A 12,757-nucleotide genomic window follows, 5' to 3' on the forward strand; every position below is an offset into this window, starting at 1 on the left:
CCACCCGCACCCACGGCGCCGGTCTCGCGACCCAAGTACGTGCGGAATTTCGGTACTTGGCGCCAGATCTGTTGCGCTGGCAAGCCGAGGCCCGCTCTGACGGCCTGCTACGGCCCGACGTGCTCGTCGTCCTCACCGACGGCCGGACCCGCTGCCCCTCGTCACTGCCCCGTGCCGCACGGCGGTCGGCCTGTTCCCGCGCCCGCCCCGCAGGACCGACGAGGAGAACCCCGAGTACGTGCCGGACACCCCGCCCGAGTGGGCACGCGTGGTCCCCATCGGCGACGCGCGCGGACGGCGTCCCGGCGGGTCAACCCGCCGGGCCGCTCATCACAGGGGGGCGGGGATCAGCCCGTCACGTCCGTGATCCTCCACCGCTGGTTCGCGCCCGAGTCGGGCGGCCACGTGGTCACCGCCGCGCCCTCGTGCGTGGCCTGACCGCCGACCTCCAGCAGCCGCCCGGTGGCCGCGTTGACCAGCGTCCAGGTGCCGTCACCGGTCGTCGACGCGATCCACTGCGCGGCAGGGTCCGGCCGGCTGTCGCGAGGCTCGGCCACCGGCACGTCGTCCCGTACGGTCAGGCGCCGGTCGCCGCTGGTGAACTCGTAGCGCCGGCGCGTCCCGTCGTCCGGGTGTACGGCGCTCAGCCGCCACTGCTGGGCGGCCGACCCGTCGCCACCGGAGATGACGAGACCGGTCCCGTTGCCCGCCACGGTGACCGCCTTGCCGCTCTGCACGCCGGTCAGCGTGTACGTGCGGCCCTTGCGCAGCAGCGGGGCGTCCTCGGCGACCCCGGAGACGCCGTCGACCGCGAACGACGTGACCGACCGCGCCGGCACGGTGAACGTGGCCGACCCGCCGGTCACCGGCACCGCCCGGTGCCGCACCAGCTTGCCGTCGGAACTGGTCACCACGGGAGTGACGGTCGCCTTGGGGCTGATGCGGCGGAAGGTGGAGAGGTCCACCGTGACCTCGCGCGCCGTCGCGCTGTCGTTGACGTGCACGACCGACGCGCCCTTGCCGTCCCGGGTCACCGCCGCCACGCTGGAGGTGTCGTCCACCCTGATCAGCCGGTCGCCCGGCCGGATGAAGTGGGTGAAGTTCCGGGCGGTGTCGAACTTCGTGTTCGTGTAGATGGGGCACGTCTCCAGGGTGTCCTCGGCGGTGCAGCTGAACGGGATCTGGATCTCGCCCCAGTTGCCGCCCTTGGCGGACTCGCCGCCCGGCTTCATGTTGTCGTAGTCCTCGACGGGCTGCCAGAACACCCAGGCGCGGGGCTCAAGTTCGCGCAGGTCGTCGACGATGCGCGTGGCGAGGCCGAGGCCGGGGCGCATGTCGGTGAAGCTCTGCCCGTCGCCCCAGTCGCCCTCGACCTCGCTCATCCACAGCCGTTTGTTCTCGGCCTTGGCGATGTCGCGGACGGTGGTGCGCTGTCCGGTGCCGTAGGTGTGGACGTTCAACTGACCGACCAGGGACCGTGCTTCGGGACCGTAGACGGACCAGTTGCGGGCGAAGGTCGACGGGTTGGTCTCGTCCATCGCCGCGATCCGCGCCTTGGCGCCCGCCTCGCGCAACGCCGGGGCGAGCGCGTGGATCACCTTCTCCTGGAGCTCGGGGCCGATGTGGGCGCCCTCCTGACGGCCGCCGGCCGGTTCGCCGTCGGGGCCGAGACGGGTGCTCCAGTAGTCGGTGTTCGGCTCGTTGAAGGGATCGACGGTGGCGACCTTGATGCCGTGCGCCTTCTCGAGGCGCCGGGTCACGCCCGCCACGTACGCGGCGAAGTCGTCGACCGACTCGTTCTTCAGCTGGTCCCGGGTCGCGTCGAAGCCGCCGGAGACGTAGCCGCTGACCGTCATGAACCAGGGCGGGGAGTTGCTGAAGGTCTCCCAGTGGGTGATGTCCTTCTTGATCCGGTCGACCCACCAGCGCTGGGTGGCGTCGGCGCGGTCGTTCCAGTCGGCGGGATCGTCCGCGTCCCACCAGCCGGTGTCCTCGCGGGTGGTGCCGGCGGGCGCCTTCCACCAGCCCTCGACGGCCCCGCCGGGCCGCAGGTAGTCCTTCACGTCGGGGGCGTTGCCGCCGCCGATGTTGTAGCGGGCGATGTTCAGGGCCAGTCCGTCGTCACCGAAGACGAGCCGGGCCAGCTTCTCGCGGACCTGCGGCGGGTAGTCGCCGGTGGCATTGGCGAACCAGACGAGGCTGGTGCCCCAGCCCTCGAAGGGCTGCTGCCGGTAGGAGGGGTCGGGCCGTACGGTGACGGACGGCAGGCCGGCGGCCTGGGCGGCGGACGTCGGTCCGGGGACCAGGGCGGCCCCGGTGACCAGGACCGCGGTCAGTCCGGTGGCCGTGAGAATCCGTCTGGTGCGGGTGCGTGCCATCGGTGTGCTCCCAACAGTGGGGTGTGTGGGTCGCGCTCTGGTGGTACGCCCGGCCGCGGGCACGGCCGGGAGGGAACGCCCCCGGAACGGCACAGGCCGTTCCGGGGGAGGTGCGGCGGCCGCCCGTCAGGAGGCGGGCTGCCGCAGGACGGCGACGGCACGCGGTCCGAGGGTGAGGGAGCCGTCGGCGCCTGTCCCGCCGAGCAGCACCTCGCCGTCGAGCCCCGGCACCGGGACGGTCTCGTCGGTGCGGTTCACCAGGAACACGAACCGACCCTCAGGACCCCGGCGGACCACGAGCTCGACCGATCCCCGTGCCTCGGCGGGCAGTTCGCTCTCCACGCCGGCCGGTTCCAGCAGACGCGGCAGCAGCGACGCCAGCCCGTCGACGCCGAGCCGTGTGGAGACGTAGGCGGCGGTGCCGCGGCCCGACGGGCGCCGGGTGACGGCGGGCCGTCCTGCCTGCTCGCCGGTGCGGTAGCGGACCAGGACGTCCGTGTCGTCGGCGGTCACCGTGATCCGGTCGGTCCACAGCGTGCCGGTCGTGGCGTCGTCCAGCTCCACGCTGTCGCCCGCGAGCAGCGGCGCGAACTCCTCGACCCGGATGCCCAGCAGGTCCCGCAGGGCGCCCGGGTAGCCGCCGAGCCACACATGGTCGTGCTCGTCGACGACCCCGGAGAAGTACGTCGTGATCAGATGGCCGCCCTGCTCGGTGTAGCGGGTGAGCGTCTTGGCCAGGTCGGCGGGCACCACGTGCAGCACGGGCGCGATCAGCACCTGGTGGCGCTGGAGGTCCGAGCCGGTGGTGACGAGGTCGGCGCGGATGCCGAGACGCAGCAATGCCGAGTACCAGTCGAGGGCCTCCTGCCGGTACTGGAGCAGGGCCGTGGGGTGCGAGTCCTGCTCGCTCGCCCACCAGGAGTCCCAGTCGTACACGATGCCGACCTTGGCGGGCTCCCGCTCGCTGCCGGCCACCGGGGCCAGCTTCTTCAGCGTGGCGCCGAGCTCGGCGACCGCGCGGAACAGGTCGCTGTCCGCGCCGGCGTGCGGCACCATCGCCGAGTGGTACTTCTCGGCGCCCGCCGCCGACTGCCGCCACTGGAAGAAGCACACCGCGTCCGCTCCGTGCGCCACGTGCAGCAGGGAGTCACGGGCCAGCTCGCCCGGGCGCTTGGCCACGTTCACCGCCTGCCAGTTGACGGCGCTGGTGGAGTGCTCCATCAGGAACCACGGCCGGCCGCCGGAGATGCCGCTGGTGAGGTTGGCGGAGAAGGACAGCTCGTCGCGGTCCTGCGGGCCGGGGTGCACGTAGTGGTCGTTGGAGACGAAGTCGACCTCCTCCGCCCAGTCCGCGTAGTCCATGCCCTTGGTGTTGCCCATCACCATGAAGTTGGTGGTGACCGGAACGTCCGGGGTGATCTCGCGCAGCAGGTCCCGCTCGGCGCGCAGATGGTCCTTCAGCGCGTCCGACGAGAACCGCTTGAAGTCCAGCTGCTGCGTCGGGTTGGGGTGCGAGGCGGCCAGACGCGGCGGCAGGACCTGCTCCCACGCCGAGTAGCGCTGCGACCAGAACGCCGTGCCCCAGGCGTCGTTGAGCGCGTCCAGCGTGCGGTACCGGGCGCGCAGCCACTCCCGGAAGGCGCGGGCCGCGTCGTCGGAGTAGTCGTACACGTTGTGGCAGCCCAGCTCGTTGCTGACGTGCCAGGCGACGAGCGCGGGGTGGTCGCGGTAGCGCTCGGCGAGCTTCCGCACCAGGCGCAGCGCGTGCTCACGGAAGACGGGGGAGGTGGGCCGCCAGTGCTGGCGGGCGCCCGGCCACAGGGTCTCGCCGGTCGCGGTGACCGGGAGGACCTCCGGGTGGGCGGTGGTCAGCCACGGCGGCGGGGAGGCGGTCGCGGTGGCCAGGTCGACGCCGACGCCGCCCTCGTGCAGCAGGTCGAGCACGTCGTCCAGCCAGCCGAAGTCCCAGGTGTCCGCCGTGGGCTGGAGCCGGGCCCAGGAGAAGATCCCGACGGACACGACGTTGACGCCGGCCTCCCGCATCAGCCGGACGTCCTCCTCCCACACGGAGCGGGGCCACTGCTCCGGGTTGTAGTCGGCGCCGAAGAGGAGACGGGGGGCGGTGTCACCGTCCGGCCCGCCGCTGCGGGACAGGAGGTTGGAGATCATGGTGGTCCTTCCGGTGGGCGCGTCGGGGGCGGCGCGCGGCATGGTGCGCGCCGCCCCGCGGGTCGTGCGTGTTGGCTACTTCTCGACGGTGAAGCCCTGCTCCTCGCCGTACTTCACCGAGGCGTCCTGCCAGGCCTTCAGACCGTCCTCGAGGCGCGTGCCGGAGATGTAGGCCTTGCCGACGGTGTCGTTGAAGATCGAGTTGGCGTACGCCTGGAAGGGCAGGTACGACCAGTCGTCGGCGACGTTCGCGGCGGAGTCGGCGAAGATCTCGTTGGCCTTCTGGCCGCCGAAGTACGGGAACTCCTTGCCGAGGAACTCGGCGGACTTCAGCTCCGCCTGCGTGGCGGGGAAGGCGCCCTCGGAGACACGGGAGGCGACGCCCTCACCGGAGTTGGCGTACTCCACGAAGGCGTAGGCCAGTTCCTTGTTCCTGGCGAGCGCCGGGACGGTCAGCGCGCTGCCGCCGTTCTCCGCGCTCGCCTTGTCGCCCTTGGTCCACGCGGGCAGCGGGGCCACGCGCCACTGGCCGGAGGCGTTCGGCACGCCGGACTCGAAGTTGGCGGGCATCCAGGCGCCGGTGGACAGGGTGGCGATGGAGCCGTCGCCGAGGCCCTTGTACCAGTCGTCGGTCCAGCTGGTGACGGGCGCGAGCAGCTTCTCGTCGATCAGCTTCTGCCAGACGGTCGTGAACTTCTTGGCGCTGGCGTCACTGAAGTCGATCTTCACGCTGGTGCCGTCGACCTTGTAGGGCCGCGAACCGGCCTGCCACAGCAGGCTGGTGGTGAAGCCGGCGTCACCGGTGTCGTTGGCGATGTACGCCTTGGGGTCGGCCTTGTGCAGCTTGCGGGCCGCGTCCAGGTACTCGTCCCACGTGGTCGGGACGGCGATCTTGTACTTGTCGAAGACCTTCTTGTTGTAGAACAGCGCCATCGGACCGGAGTCCATCGGCAGGCCGTACACCTGGTCGCCCTCGGTGACGGCGTTCCACGGGCCCGCCGTGTACTTGGAGGCCAGCTTGCCCGCGCCGAAGCCGGACAGGTCGGTGAGGCCCTTGGTGAGGGAGTACTGGCCGACCGAGAAGTACTCGAGCTGCGCGACGTCCGGGACGCCCTTGCCCGCCGATATGGCGTTCGACAGCGCCGTGTAGTGCTTGTCGCCGGAGCGCTCGCTCACCAGGTTGATCTTGACCTTGGGGTACTTCTTCTGGAAGTCGGCGGCGACCGTCTTCAGCGTGGGCTCCCACGACCAGACGGTGACCGTGCCGCCCTTGTCCAGGGCCGCCTGGATGTCCTCGGCGGAGACCGACTCGGTGCCGGCGCCGTCGTCCGAGCCGCCGCAGGCGGTGGCGCCCAGAGCGAGGGAGGTCACGAGGGCGATGCCGCCCAGCAGGCGGCTGGTCCTTCTGCGCATGAGTGTGGATCCACTTCTTCGTGGTGGGACAGGGCAGGGGTGGGGGATACAGAACGTGGGGAGAGAAGGTGCGGGGTCGTGAGGGCGGCCGGGGCCGCCGGATCACTCCTTGACGCTTCCGGCGGCGAGACCCGACTGCCAGTACTTCTGCAGGAACAGGAACGCGACGACGAGCGGCAGGATCGTGAGGAGGGAACCGGTGATCACCAGGTTGAAGATGACCTCGCCGCCGACGGTCTCCGCCTGGGAGTTCCACGCGCTCAGGCCCAGGGTCAGGGGGTACCAGTCGGGGTCCTTGAGCATGATCAGCGGCAGGAAGTAGTTGTTCCAGGTGGCAACGGTGGTGAACAGCAGCACGGTCACGATGCCGGGGGCGAGCAGCGGGAGCGCGACGGTGAAGAACGTCCGCGCCTCGCCCGCGCCGTCCATCCGGGCGGCCTCCAGCAGCTCCGTGGGGATCGCCTCACTGGCGAAGACCCACATCAGATAGAGGCCGAACGGCGACACCAGCGACGGCAGGATCACCGCCCACGGGGTGTCCGTGAGCCCCATCTTGCTGAACATCAGGAAGGTGGGGACGGCGAGCGCGGTGCCCGGCACCGCCACCGCGCCGATCACCGTGGCGAACACGCCGCGCTTGCCGGGGAAGTCGAACTTCGCCAGCGCGTACCCGCCGAGCACCGCCAGCAGGGTGGCGCCGCCCGCGCCCAGCACCACGTACAGCAGGGTGTTGAGCAGCCAGCGGGTGAAGATGCCGTCGCCGTAGGTGAACGTGTCCCGGATGTTCTCCCAGAGCGCGAAGTCGTCCGCGAACCACAGGCCGTTGGAGCTGCCCAGCCCAGCCTGCGTCTTCGTCGCGTTGATCACCAGCCAGATCAGCGGGACCACGGTGTACAGGACGACCAGCGAGGTGAGCACGGTCAGCAGCTTGCTGCGACGGGGCCGGCCCGGGCGGTGCTCCTCGACGCGCCGCAGACGCGGGGGGCTGCTCACGCCGGCGGGGGCCGCGGCGGTGGGGGCGGGGGTGGTGACAGGGGTGGTCATCGGGTCACGCTCCCTTGCGCATGCCGCGAAGCTGCACGACGTAGGCGACCACCATCGTGATCAGGCCCATGATGATGGCCACGGTCGCGGAGTAGTTGTGCTGCTGGCCGCTGAAGGACAGCGAGTAGGTGTAGAAGTTCGGCGTGTAGTCCGTCGTGATGGCGTTGCGGGCCAGCGGACGCAGGATGCTCGGCTCGTTGAAGAGCTGGAAGCTGCCGATGATGGAGAAGATCGTCGCGATGACCAGCGCGCCGCGGATGGCGGGCAGCTTGATCGCGGTGATCACCCGCCACTGGCTCGCGCCGTCGATCTCCGCCGCTTCGTACAGGGAGTGCGGGACGACCCGCAGCGCCGCGTAGAAGATCAGCATGTTGTAGCCGACGAACTCCCACGTGACGATGTTGCCGATGGAGGCCAGCACCAGGTCGGCGGAGAGCGGGTCGGGCAGCGACCAGCCGAAGGCGGAGTTGAAGTCCCCGACCAGGCCGTACTTGGTGCCGTACATGAAGCCCCACATCAGGGTGGCGACCACGGCGGGCACCGCGTACGGCAGGAAGATCGTGATGCGGAAGAAGTTCGTGCCGTAGAGCCGGCCGCTGTCCAGGGCGAGCGCCACCAGCAGGGCGATGCCCAGCATGATCGGCACCTGGATCACCAGGAACAGCGCGACCCGGCCCAGCGACGCCCAGAACAGCTCGTCCTTCAGCGCCTGCTGGTAGTTCTCCAGGCCGACGAACGTCGTGCCGCCGATGAGCTGGTCGCGGAACAGGCTGAGATAGACCGAGTAGGCGATCGGTGCGAGGAACACCAGGGCGAACACGGCCGCGAACGGACCGATGAACCCCCAGCCCTTCCATGAGCGCCGGTCCCGTCTCACCGGAGGCGGGGCCGGCCGCGGCTCTGCGGCCGCCGGCGGTTGCAGCGTCGTCATGTCGTTCCTCGCTGTTCGGCGTTCCGGTAACCAGCGGCTCGGCACCCGGCACGAAGCCGGGCGGCAGGTCGCCCGGTCCGGATGGTTGCGTAAACATCACCCGGCCGGGAAACGCCGTGAGCTGTTATGTTTACGTAAACATCCGGTGGCGGCATGTCTACACTGCCCCGATGACGACGGTCAAGGGTCCTCAGACGGACCGTGACACGAGAGACAGGAAGGCGGGGGGAAGCACGTGGAGACGGTCGACGACGCGGCGATGAACCCGGGCGGTCCGGGCGCCGCGACGGCGGGAGACGGCGGGGGGACGGCCTCGCCCGCCCCCCGGCGTCGCACCCGGGCCCGCGCCACGGCCTCCATGGCGGACGTGGCGCGGCTCGCGGGGGTCTCGGCACAGACGGTCTCCCGCGTCTCCAACGGCTACCCCGGGGTGACCGAGGAGACCCGCCGCCAGGTGCTCGCCGCGATGAAGGAGCTCGGCTACCGGCCCAACAGTGCCGCCCGCGCCCTGAAGCGGGGCGAGTTCCGCACCATAGGCGTGATCACCTTCTCGCTCTCGACCACCGGAAACGTCCGCACCCTGGAGGCCATCGCCAACTCCGCGGCCGGCGAGGGGTACGCGGTGACGCTGCTGCCGGTCGCCGTGCCCACGCAGGACGAGGTGCGCGGGGCGTTCACCCGCCTCGAGGAGCTCGCCGTCGACGCCGTGATCGTCATCATGGAGGTGCACCTCCTGGACGCGGCGACGGTCCAACTCCCGCCGCACGTCCAGGTGGTGGTCGTCGACTCCGACGCCGGCGACCGCTACACGGTCGTCGACACCGACCAGCACGGCGGCACCCGCGCCGCCGTACAGCACCTGCTCGGCCTCGGCCACCGCACGGTGTGGCATCTCGCGGGCCCCGAGGACTCGTTCGCGGCCCAGCGCCGTGAGGACGCCTGGCGCGCCGCGCTCACCGAGGCGGGCCGCGAACTGCCGCCGCTGGTGCGCGGCGACTGGTCGGCCGAGTCCGGCTACCGGGCCGGCCTCGAACTCGCCGCCCGCGAGGACTGCACGGCCGTCTTCGCCGCCAACGACCAGATGGCGCTGGGGCTGTTGAGAGCGCTGCACGAACACGGCAGACGGGTGCCGGAGGACGTCAGCGTGGTCGGCTTCGACGACATCCCGGAGGCGTCGTCGTTCCTGCCGCCGCTGACCACCCTGCACCAGGACTTCGCCGAGGTGGGGCGGCTGTGCGTGCAGGCGGTGCTGCGGAAGGTGCGGCAGGAGGAGTGGGAGGGGGGCACCACGCTGGTGCCGGCGCGGCTGGTCCTCAGGGAGAGCACCGCGCCACCGCCGCCAGGGCGCTGAGGTGCACGTCGTCGATGGATTCTGACGGTCGTCGAGGAATCAACCACCCCTGTCGGCAGGGGCGTTGATGTGCGAGACTCATGATCGTCAGGGCGCCAGAGCCGTCGCACTCATCGGAACGGACGTGTCATGCCGACGGGCACACCCCCCACCCCGCCACGGACCGACACCAGCAGGGCCCAACCCGCGCGGGTCTACGACTGGCTGCTGGGCGGCAAGGACAACTACCCGGTCGACGAGGCCGTCGGCCGTAAGCTCCCGCCGCAGGCCAAGGACGCCGCCCGGCAGAACCGCGCGTTCATGCACCGCGCCGCCGCCTGGCTCGCGGACCAGGGCGTCGACCAGTTCCTCGACGTCGGCACGGGCATACCCACCGAGCCGAACCTGCACCAGATAGTGCAGCGCGTGGTCCCCGCGGCGCGGATCGTCTACGTCGACAACGACCCGATCGTGCTGCGTCACGCCGAGGCGCTGCTCGTCAGCAGCCCCGAGGGCGCCACGGACTACGTCCAGTCCGACGTGCGCGACCCGGGCGAGATCCTGCGGCACGCCCGCGACGTCCTCGACTTCTCGCGCCCGATCGCGCTGTCCCTGATCGCCCTCCTCCACTTCCTCCCCGACGACCAGGACCCGCAGGGCATCGTCCGGGAGCTGGTGGGGGCGCTGCCGCCGGGCAGCCACCTCGTCCTGTCCCACGCCGCGTCCGACCTTCAGTCCGACCTGGCCGCCAAGGTCACCGAGGAGTACGCCCGCGCCGGCATCCGCCTCGGCTTCCGCACCCGTGACGAGGTCGCCCGCTTCTTCGACGGCCTCGAACTCGTCGATCCGGGCCTGGTGACGGCCCCGGAGTGGTTCCGCGCGGAGCCCGCGCCGGCGGCGGAGGACAGCGGGATCTACGCGGGCGTGGCGCGGGTGCCGGCCGGCGGGGCGGCGTAAGTGGCCGGCCGGCTCACCGAGTTGGTGGTCGACTGCCACGACCCGGAACGGCTGGCGGCCTTCTGGTGCGCGGTCCTGGACTTCGAGGTGCTCGAACGGGCCGAGGACAGGGCCGAGATAGGCTCCCGAACCCACGGTGGAGCAGTCCGCGCCCGCCAGGCGCCGCCCACCGTGGTCTTCATCCGGGTCCCCGAGGAGAAGAAGCTCAAGAGCCGCCTCCACCTGGACGTCAGTCCGGTCGACCGCACCACGGAGGCGGAGGCGACGCGCCTGGAGGTCCTCGGAGCCACTCGCGTGGACGTCGGCCAGGGCCCGGACCGCACCTGGACGGTGACGGCCGACCCGGAGGGCAACGAGTTCCGTGTGCGGCGGAGTCTGGCGCCCTGAGGTTCCGCGGACCGGCGGGACCGGTTTGCTGACCGGCGGGACCGGTTTGCGGACCGGCGGGGCGCCCGAGGTGAAACCGGAATGCTTCCGGGGCCGCCGGCCGGGTAGCGTGCGAGGCATGTCGAGTCCTGAGTCGGACGAGGTGGGGGCTGTCGGTCACGCCGTCAGTCCCTGAACCACCGAGTTCGTCGTCCCGTCGTCCCGCCGCCTTCCGCGGTGGGGCGCGTGTGTGTTCACGGCTGGCCGCGGTGACGAGATGACCCTCTCGTGCCTCTCCTCACCTCGGAGCCACTCGATGCCTCTCCCGCTGTACCTGCTCGCCCTGGCGATCTTCGCCATGGGCACCTCGGAGTTCATGCTCTCCGGCCTCGTGCCGGACATCGCCCTGGATCTCGACGTCAGCGTCGGGACAGCGGGCGCGCTCACCTCGGCCTACGCGATCGGCATGACCGTCGGAGCGCCCCTGGTGGCCGCGTCCGCCCGCAACCGGCCCAGGCGTCCTGCCCTGCTGGGCTTCCTCCTTGCCTTCGCCGCGGCCCACGCGGTGGGTGCGGTGTCCACGAGCCTCGCGCTCCTGTTCGCCACCCGGGTCGTCGCCGCGCTCGCGAACGCCGGCTTTCTCGCCGTCGCCCTGGCAGCCGCGGCGGCCCTGGTCCCGCCGGACCGGAAGGGACGCGCGTTGGCGGTGCTGTTGTCCGGCACGACGCTGGCCACCATCGCCGGGGTTCCCGGTGGTGCGGTGCTCGGCACGGTGTTCGGCTGGCAGGCCACCTTCTGGGCCGTCGCCGCGCTCTGCCTGCCGGCGGCTGTCGGCATCCTCAAAGGCGTCCCGGCCGGGGATGCCGCGCACGAGGGGAGTGGCAAGCCGGCACTGCTCACGGAACTCGCCCAACTCGCGCGGCCCCGGCTGCTCCTGGTGATGCTGCTCGGCGCGCTGGTGAACGCGGCGACCTTCGGCGGCCTCACGTTCCTCGCCCCCGTGGTGACCGACGCCGCCGGGCTGGACGAGCTGTGGGTGTCCGTCGCTCTGGTGCTCTTCGGCGCGGGCTCCTTCGCCGGCGTCACCGTCGCCGGACGGCTGTCCGACAGCAGCCCCGGCACGGTCGTCGCGGTCGCCGGCCCCCTGCTGCTGATCGGCTGGCCGGCTCTGGCACTGCTGGCTCATGAGCCGGTCGCCCTGTTCCCGCTCGTGTTCGTGCAGGGCGCGCTGTCGTTCGCGCTGGGCAGCACACTGATCGCCCGCGTCCTCCACGAGGCGGCGGGCGCACCGACGATGGCCGGCTCGTACGCGACGGCGGCGCTCAACGTGGGCGCCGCGGTCGGCCCGGTCGCGGCCGGGGCCGCACTCGGCACCGAAGCCGGCGCCATGGGGCCGCTCTACACGGCCGGCCTCCTCGTTGCGATGGCGCTGCTTGTTGCGTTCCCCTTCCTGCCCGTCATCGGGGGTACCAGGAGCGGAGCGGCGAGGCTGTGACCCTGGCCTAGCGGAACAGCCGAGGGCCGGCGCCCTGTGAGTCGTCCAAGGAGCGCGCGAAGTCCGCGAGGGCGCGGAAGTCGTCGTCGCGGAGGCCGATGCGCGGGTCGACATGGTGCAGAAGCGCCGGCCCGCGGTGGTGGGCGTCGACGTACGCCCGGTCCGGTGCGGTCTGTTCGTCGTCCACCCAGGCGAAGGGGCGGCCGTCGGCGTGCTCGACCAGCAACGCGGTCTTCCAGTGGACTCCGTCGAGGCGCTCCCGGAAGAGCGCGTCGCCGAAGTCGACGTAGGGGAGTTCGGGGAGGCCGAGGGCCGGTGCGATCCAGTGGTTGGCCTCGGCCATCCATGTCGTCGCCCAGCACAGGTCGTATCCCAGCCCGAGCAGGGCACGTCCGTGGACGGGATTGAGCCAGACCCGCAAGGGCCGCCGGCGGGACGACAGGCTCCCCTCGTCAACAAGGGCGGCGTTACGGGGCACCCTGAGGGTGATGTAACCCTCGGGGCGCCTCTCGGGCTGGGCCGCGTAGGGATGGAGGGGGCCGTCCACGTCCAGGAACAGCAACGGTCGCTTCACCTACCGGATCCTTCCCGGTCAGGGCGGCGATTTCCAGCCCCGGGGAGAGGGGCGGGCGACGCCCGTCACAGTGCTTCCGCGATCGCCGTGCTAGTGTCGA

The 12,757-nt window shown here is 71.4% G+C and carries 10 protein-coding genes; 4 read left to right on the top strand and 6 right to left on the bottom strand.

The features are described 5' to 3' along the window. Positions 1–347: 347 nt before the first annotated feature. From ACQY0Z_RS29945 to ACQY0Z_RS29965, 5 genes are all read right to left on the bottom strand, one after another. Positions 348–2,378 (bottom strand): RICIN domain-containing protein, encoded by a 2,031-nt coding sequence (locus tag ACQY0Z_RS29945; protein ID WP_347226680.1) that lies wholly within the window; start codon positions 2,376–2,378, stop codon positions 348–350. 126 nt (positions 2,379–2,504) lie between these two features. Continuing rightward, on the bottom strand, positions 2,505–4,547 hold the full coding sequence (locus ACQY0Z_RS29950; protein WP_347226679.1) for a beta-galactosidase: 2,043 nt from the start codon (positions 4,545–4,547) through the stop codon (positions 2,505–2,507). 75 nt (positions 4,548–4,622) lie between these two features. After that, entirely contained in the window at positions 4,623–5,960 is a 1,338-nt protein-coding gene (locus ACQY0Z_RS29955) for an ABC transporter substrate-binding protein (RefSeq protein ID WP_189900616.1), read from the bottom strand. A gap of 102 nt (positions 5,961–6,062) precedes the next feature. Next, a complete protein-coding gene (locus tag ACQY0Z_RS29960; RefSeq protein ID WP_381727456.1) occupies positions 6,063–7,004 on the bottom strand; it encodes a carbohydrate ABC transporter permease in 942 nt (313 codons plus the stop codon). Positions 7,005–7,008: 4 nt separating this feature from the next. Then, on the bottom strand, positions 7,009–7,935 hold the full coding sequence (locus ACQY0Z_RS29965) for a carbohydrate ABC transporter permease (protein WP_189900619.1): 927 nt from the start codon (positions 7,933–7,935) through the stop codon (positions 7,009–7,011). A gap of 358 nt (positions 7,936–8,293) precedes the next feature. Here ACQY0Z_RS29965 and ACQY0Z_RS29970 point away from each other — a divergent pair, with 358 nt between their 5' ends. The 4 genes from ACQY0Z_RS29970 to ACQY0Z_RS29985 all read left to right on the top strand — a co-directional run bounded on the left by ACQY0Z_RS29970 (position 8,294) and on the right by ACQY0Z_RS29985 (position 12,083). Next, on the top strand, positions 8,294–9,286 hold the full coding sequence (locus ACQY0Z_RS29970; RefSeq protein ID WP_189900856.1) for a substrate-binding domain-containing protein: 993 nt from the start codon (positions 8,294–8,296) through the stop codon (positions 9,284–9,286). Between the two features lie 129 nt (positions 9,287–9,415). Further along, on the top strand, positions 9,416–10,222 hold the full coding sequence (locus ACQY0Z_RS29975; RefSeq protein ID WP_189900621.1) for an SAM-dependent methyltransferase: 807 nt from the start codon (positions 9,416–9,418) through the stop codon (positions 10,220–10,222). Continuing rightward, on the top strand, positions 10,223–10,609 hold the full coding sequence (locus ACQY0Z_RS29980; protein ID WP_347226677.1) for a VOC family protein: 387 nt from the start codon (positions 10,223–10,225) through the stop codon (positions 10,607–10,609). A 295-nt stretch (positions 10,610–10,904) separates the two neighbouring features. Next, positions 10,905–12,083, top strand: coding sequence for a Cmx/CmrA family chloramphenicol efflux MFS transporter (locus ACQY0Z_RS29985; RefSeq protein ID WP_189900623.1), 1,179 nt, complete (start codon positions 10,905–10,907; stop codon positions 12,081–12,083). 7 nt (positions 12,084–12,090) lie between these two features. Here ACQY0Z_RS29985 and ACQY0Z_RS29990 read toward each other — a convergent pair whose 3' ends face one another. After that, a complete protein-coding gene (locus tag ACQY0Z_RS29990; protein ID WP_347226676.1) occupies positions 12,091–12,657 on the bottom strand; it encodes a hypothetical protein in 567 nt (188 codons plus the stop codon). Between the last annotated feature and the right edge of the window lie 100 nt (positions 12,658–12,757).

This window comes from Streptomyces sp. P9-2, from assembly GCF_051903975.1.
In the GTDB taxonomy this organism is placed as follows: domain Bacteria; phylum Actinomycetota; class Actinomycetes; order Streptomycetales; family Streptomycetaceae; genus Streptomyces; species Streptomyces cellulosae.

Excerpts from the sequence above, each read along its gene's own strand:
- ACQY0Z_RS29950 (WP_347226679.1), bottom strand. The coding sequence starts at position 4,547 with ATGATCTCCAACCTCCTGTCCCGCAGCGGCGGGCCGGACGGTGACACC.
- ACQY0Z_RS29985 (WP_189900623.1), top strand. The coding sequence starts at position 10,905 with ATGCCTCTCCCGCTGTACCTGCTCGCCCTGGCGATCTTCGCCATGGGC.
- ACQY0Z_RS29965 (WP_189900619.1), bottom strand. The coding sequence starts at position 7,935 with ATGACGACGCTGCAACCGCCGGCGGCCGCAGAGCCGCGGCCGGCCCCG.
- ACQY0Z_RS29970 (WP_189900856.1), top strand. The coding sequence starts at position 8,294 with ATGGCGGACGTGGCGCGGCTCGCGGGGGTCTCGGCACAGACGGTCTCC.
- ACQY0Z_RS29945 (WP_347226680.1), bottom strand. The coding sequence starts at position 2,378 with ATGGCACGCACCCGCACCAGACGGATTCTCACGGCCACCGGACTGACC.
- ACQY0Z_RS29975 (WP_189900621.1), top strand. The coding sequence starts at position 9,416 with ATGCCGACGGGCACACCCCCCACCCCGCCACGGACCGACACCAGCAGG.
- ACQY0Z_RS29960 (WP_381727456.1), bottom strand. The coding sequence starts at position 7,004 with ATGACCACCCCTGTCACCACCCCCGCCCCCACCGCCGCGGCCCCCGCC.
- ACQY0Z_RS29955 (WP_189900616.1), bottom strand. The coding sequence starts at position 5,960 with ATGCGCAGAAGGACCAGCCGCCTGCTGGGCGGCATCGCCCTCGTGACC.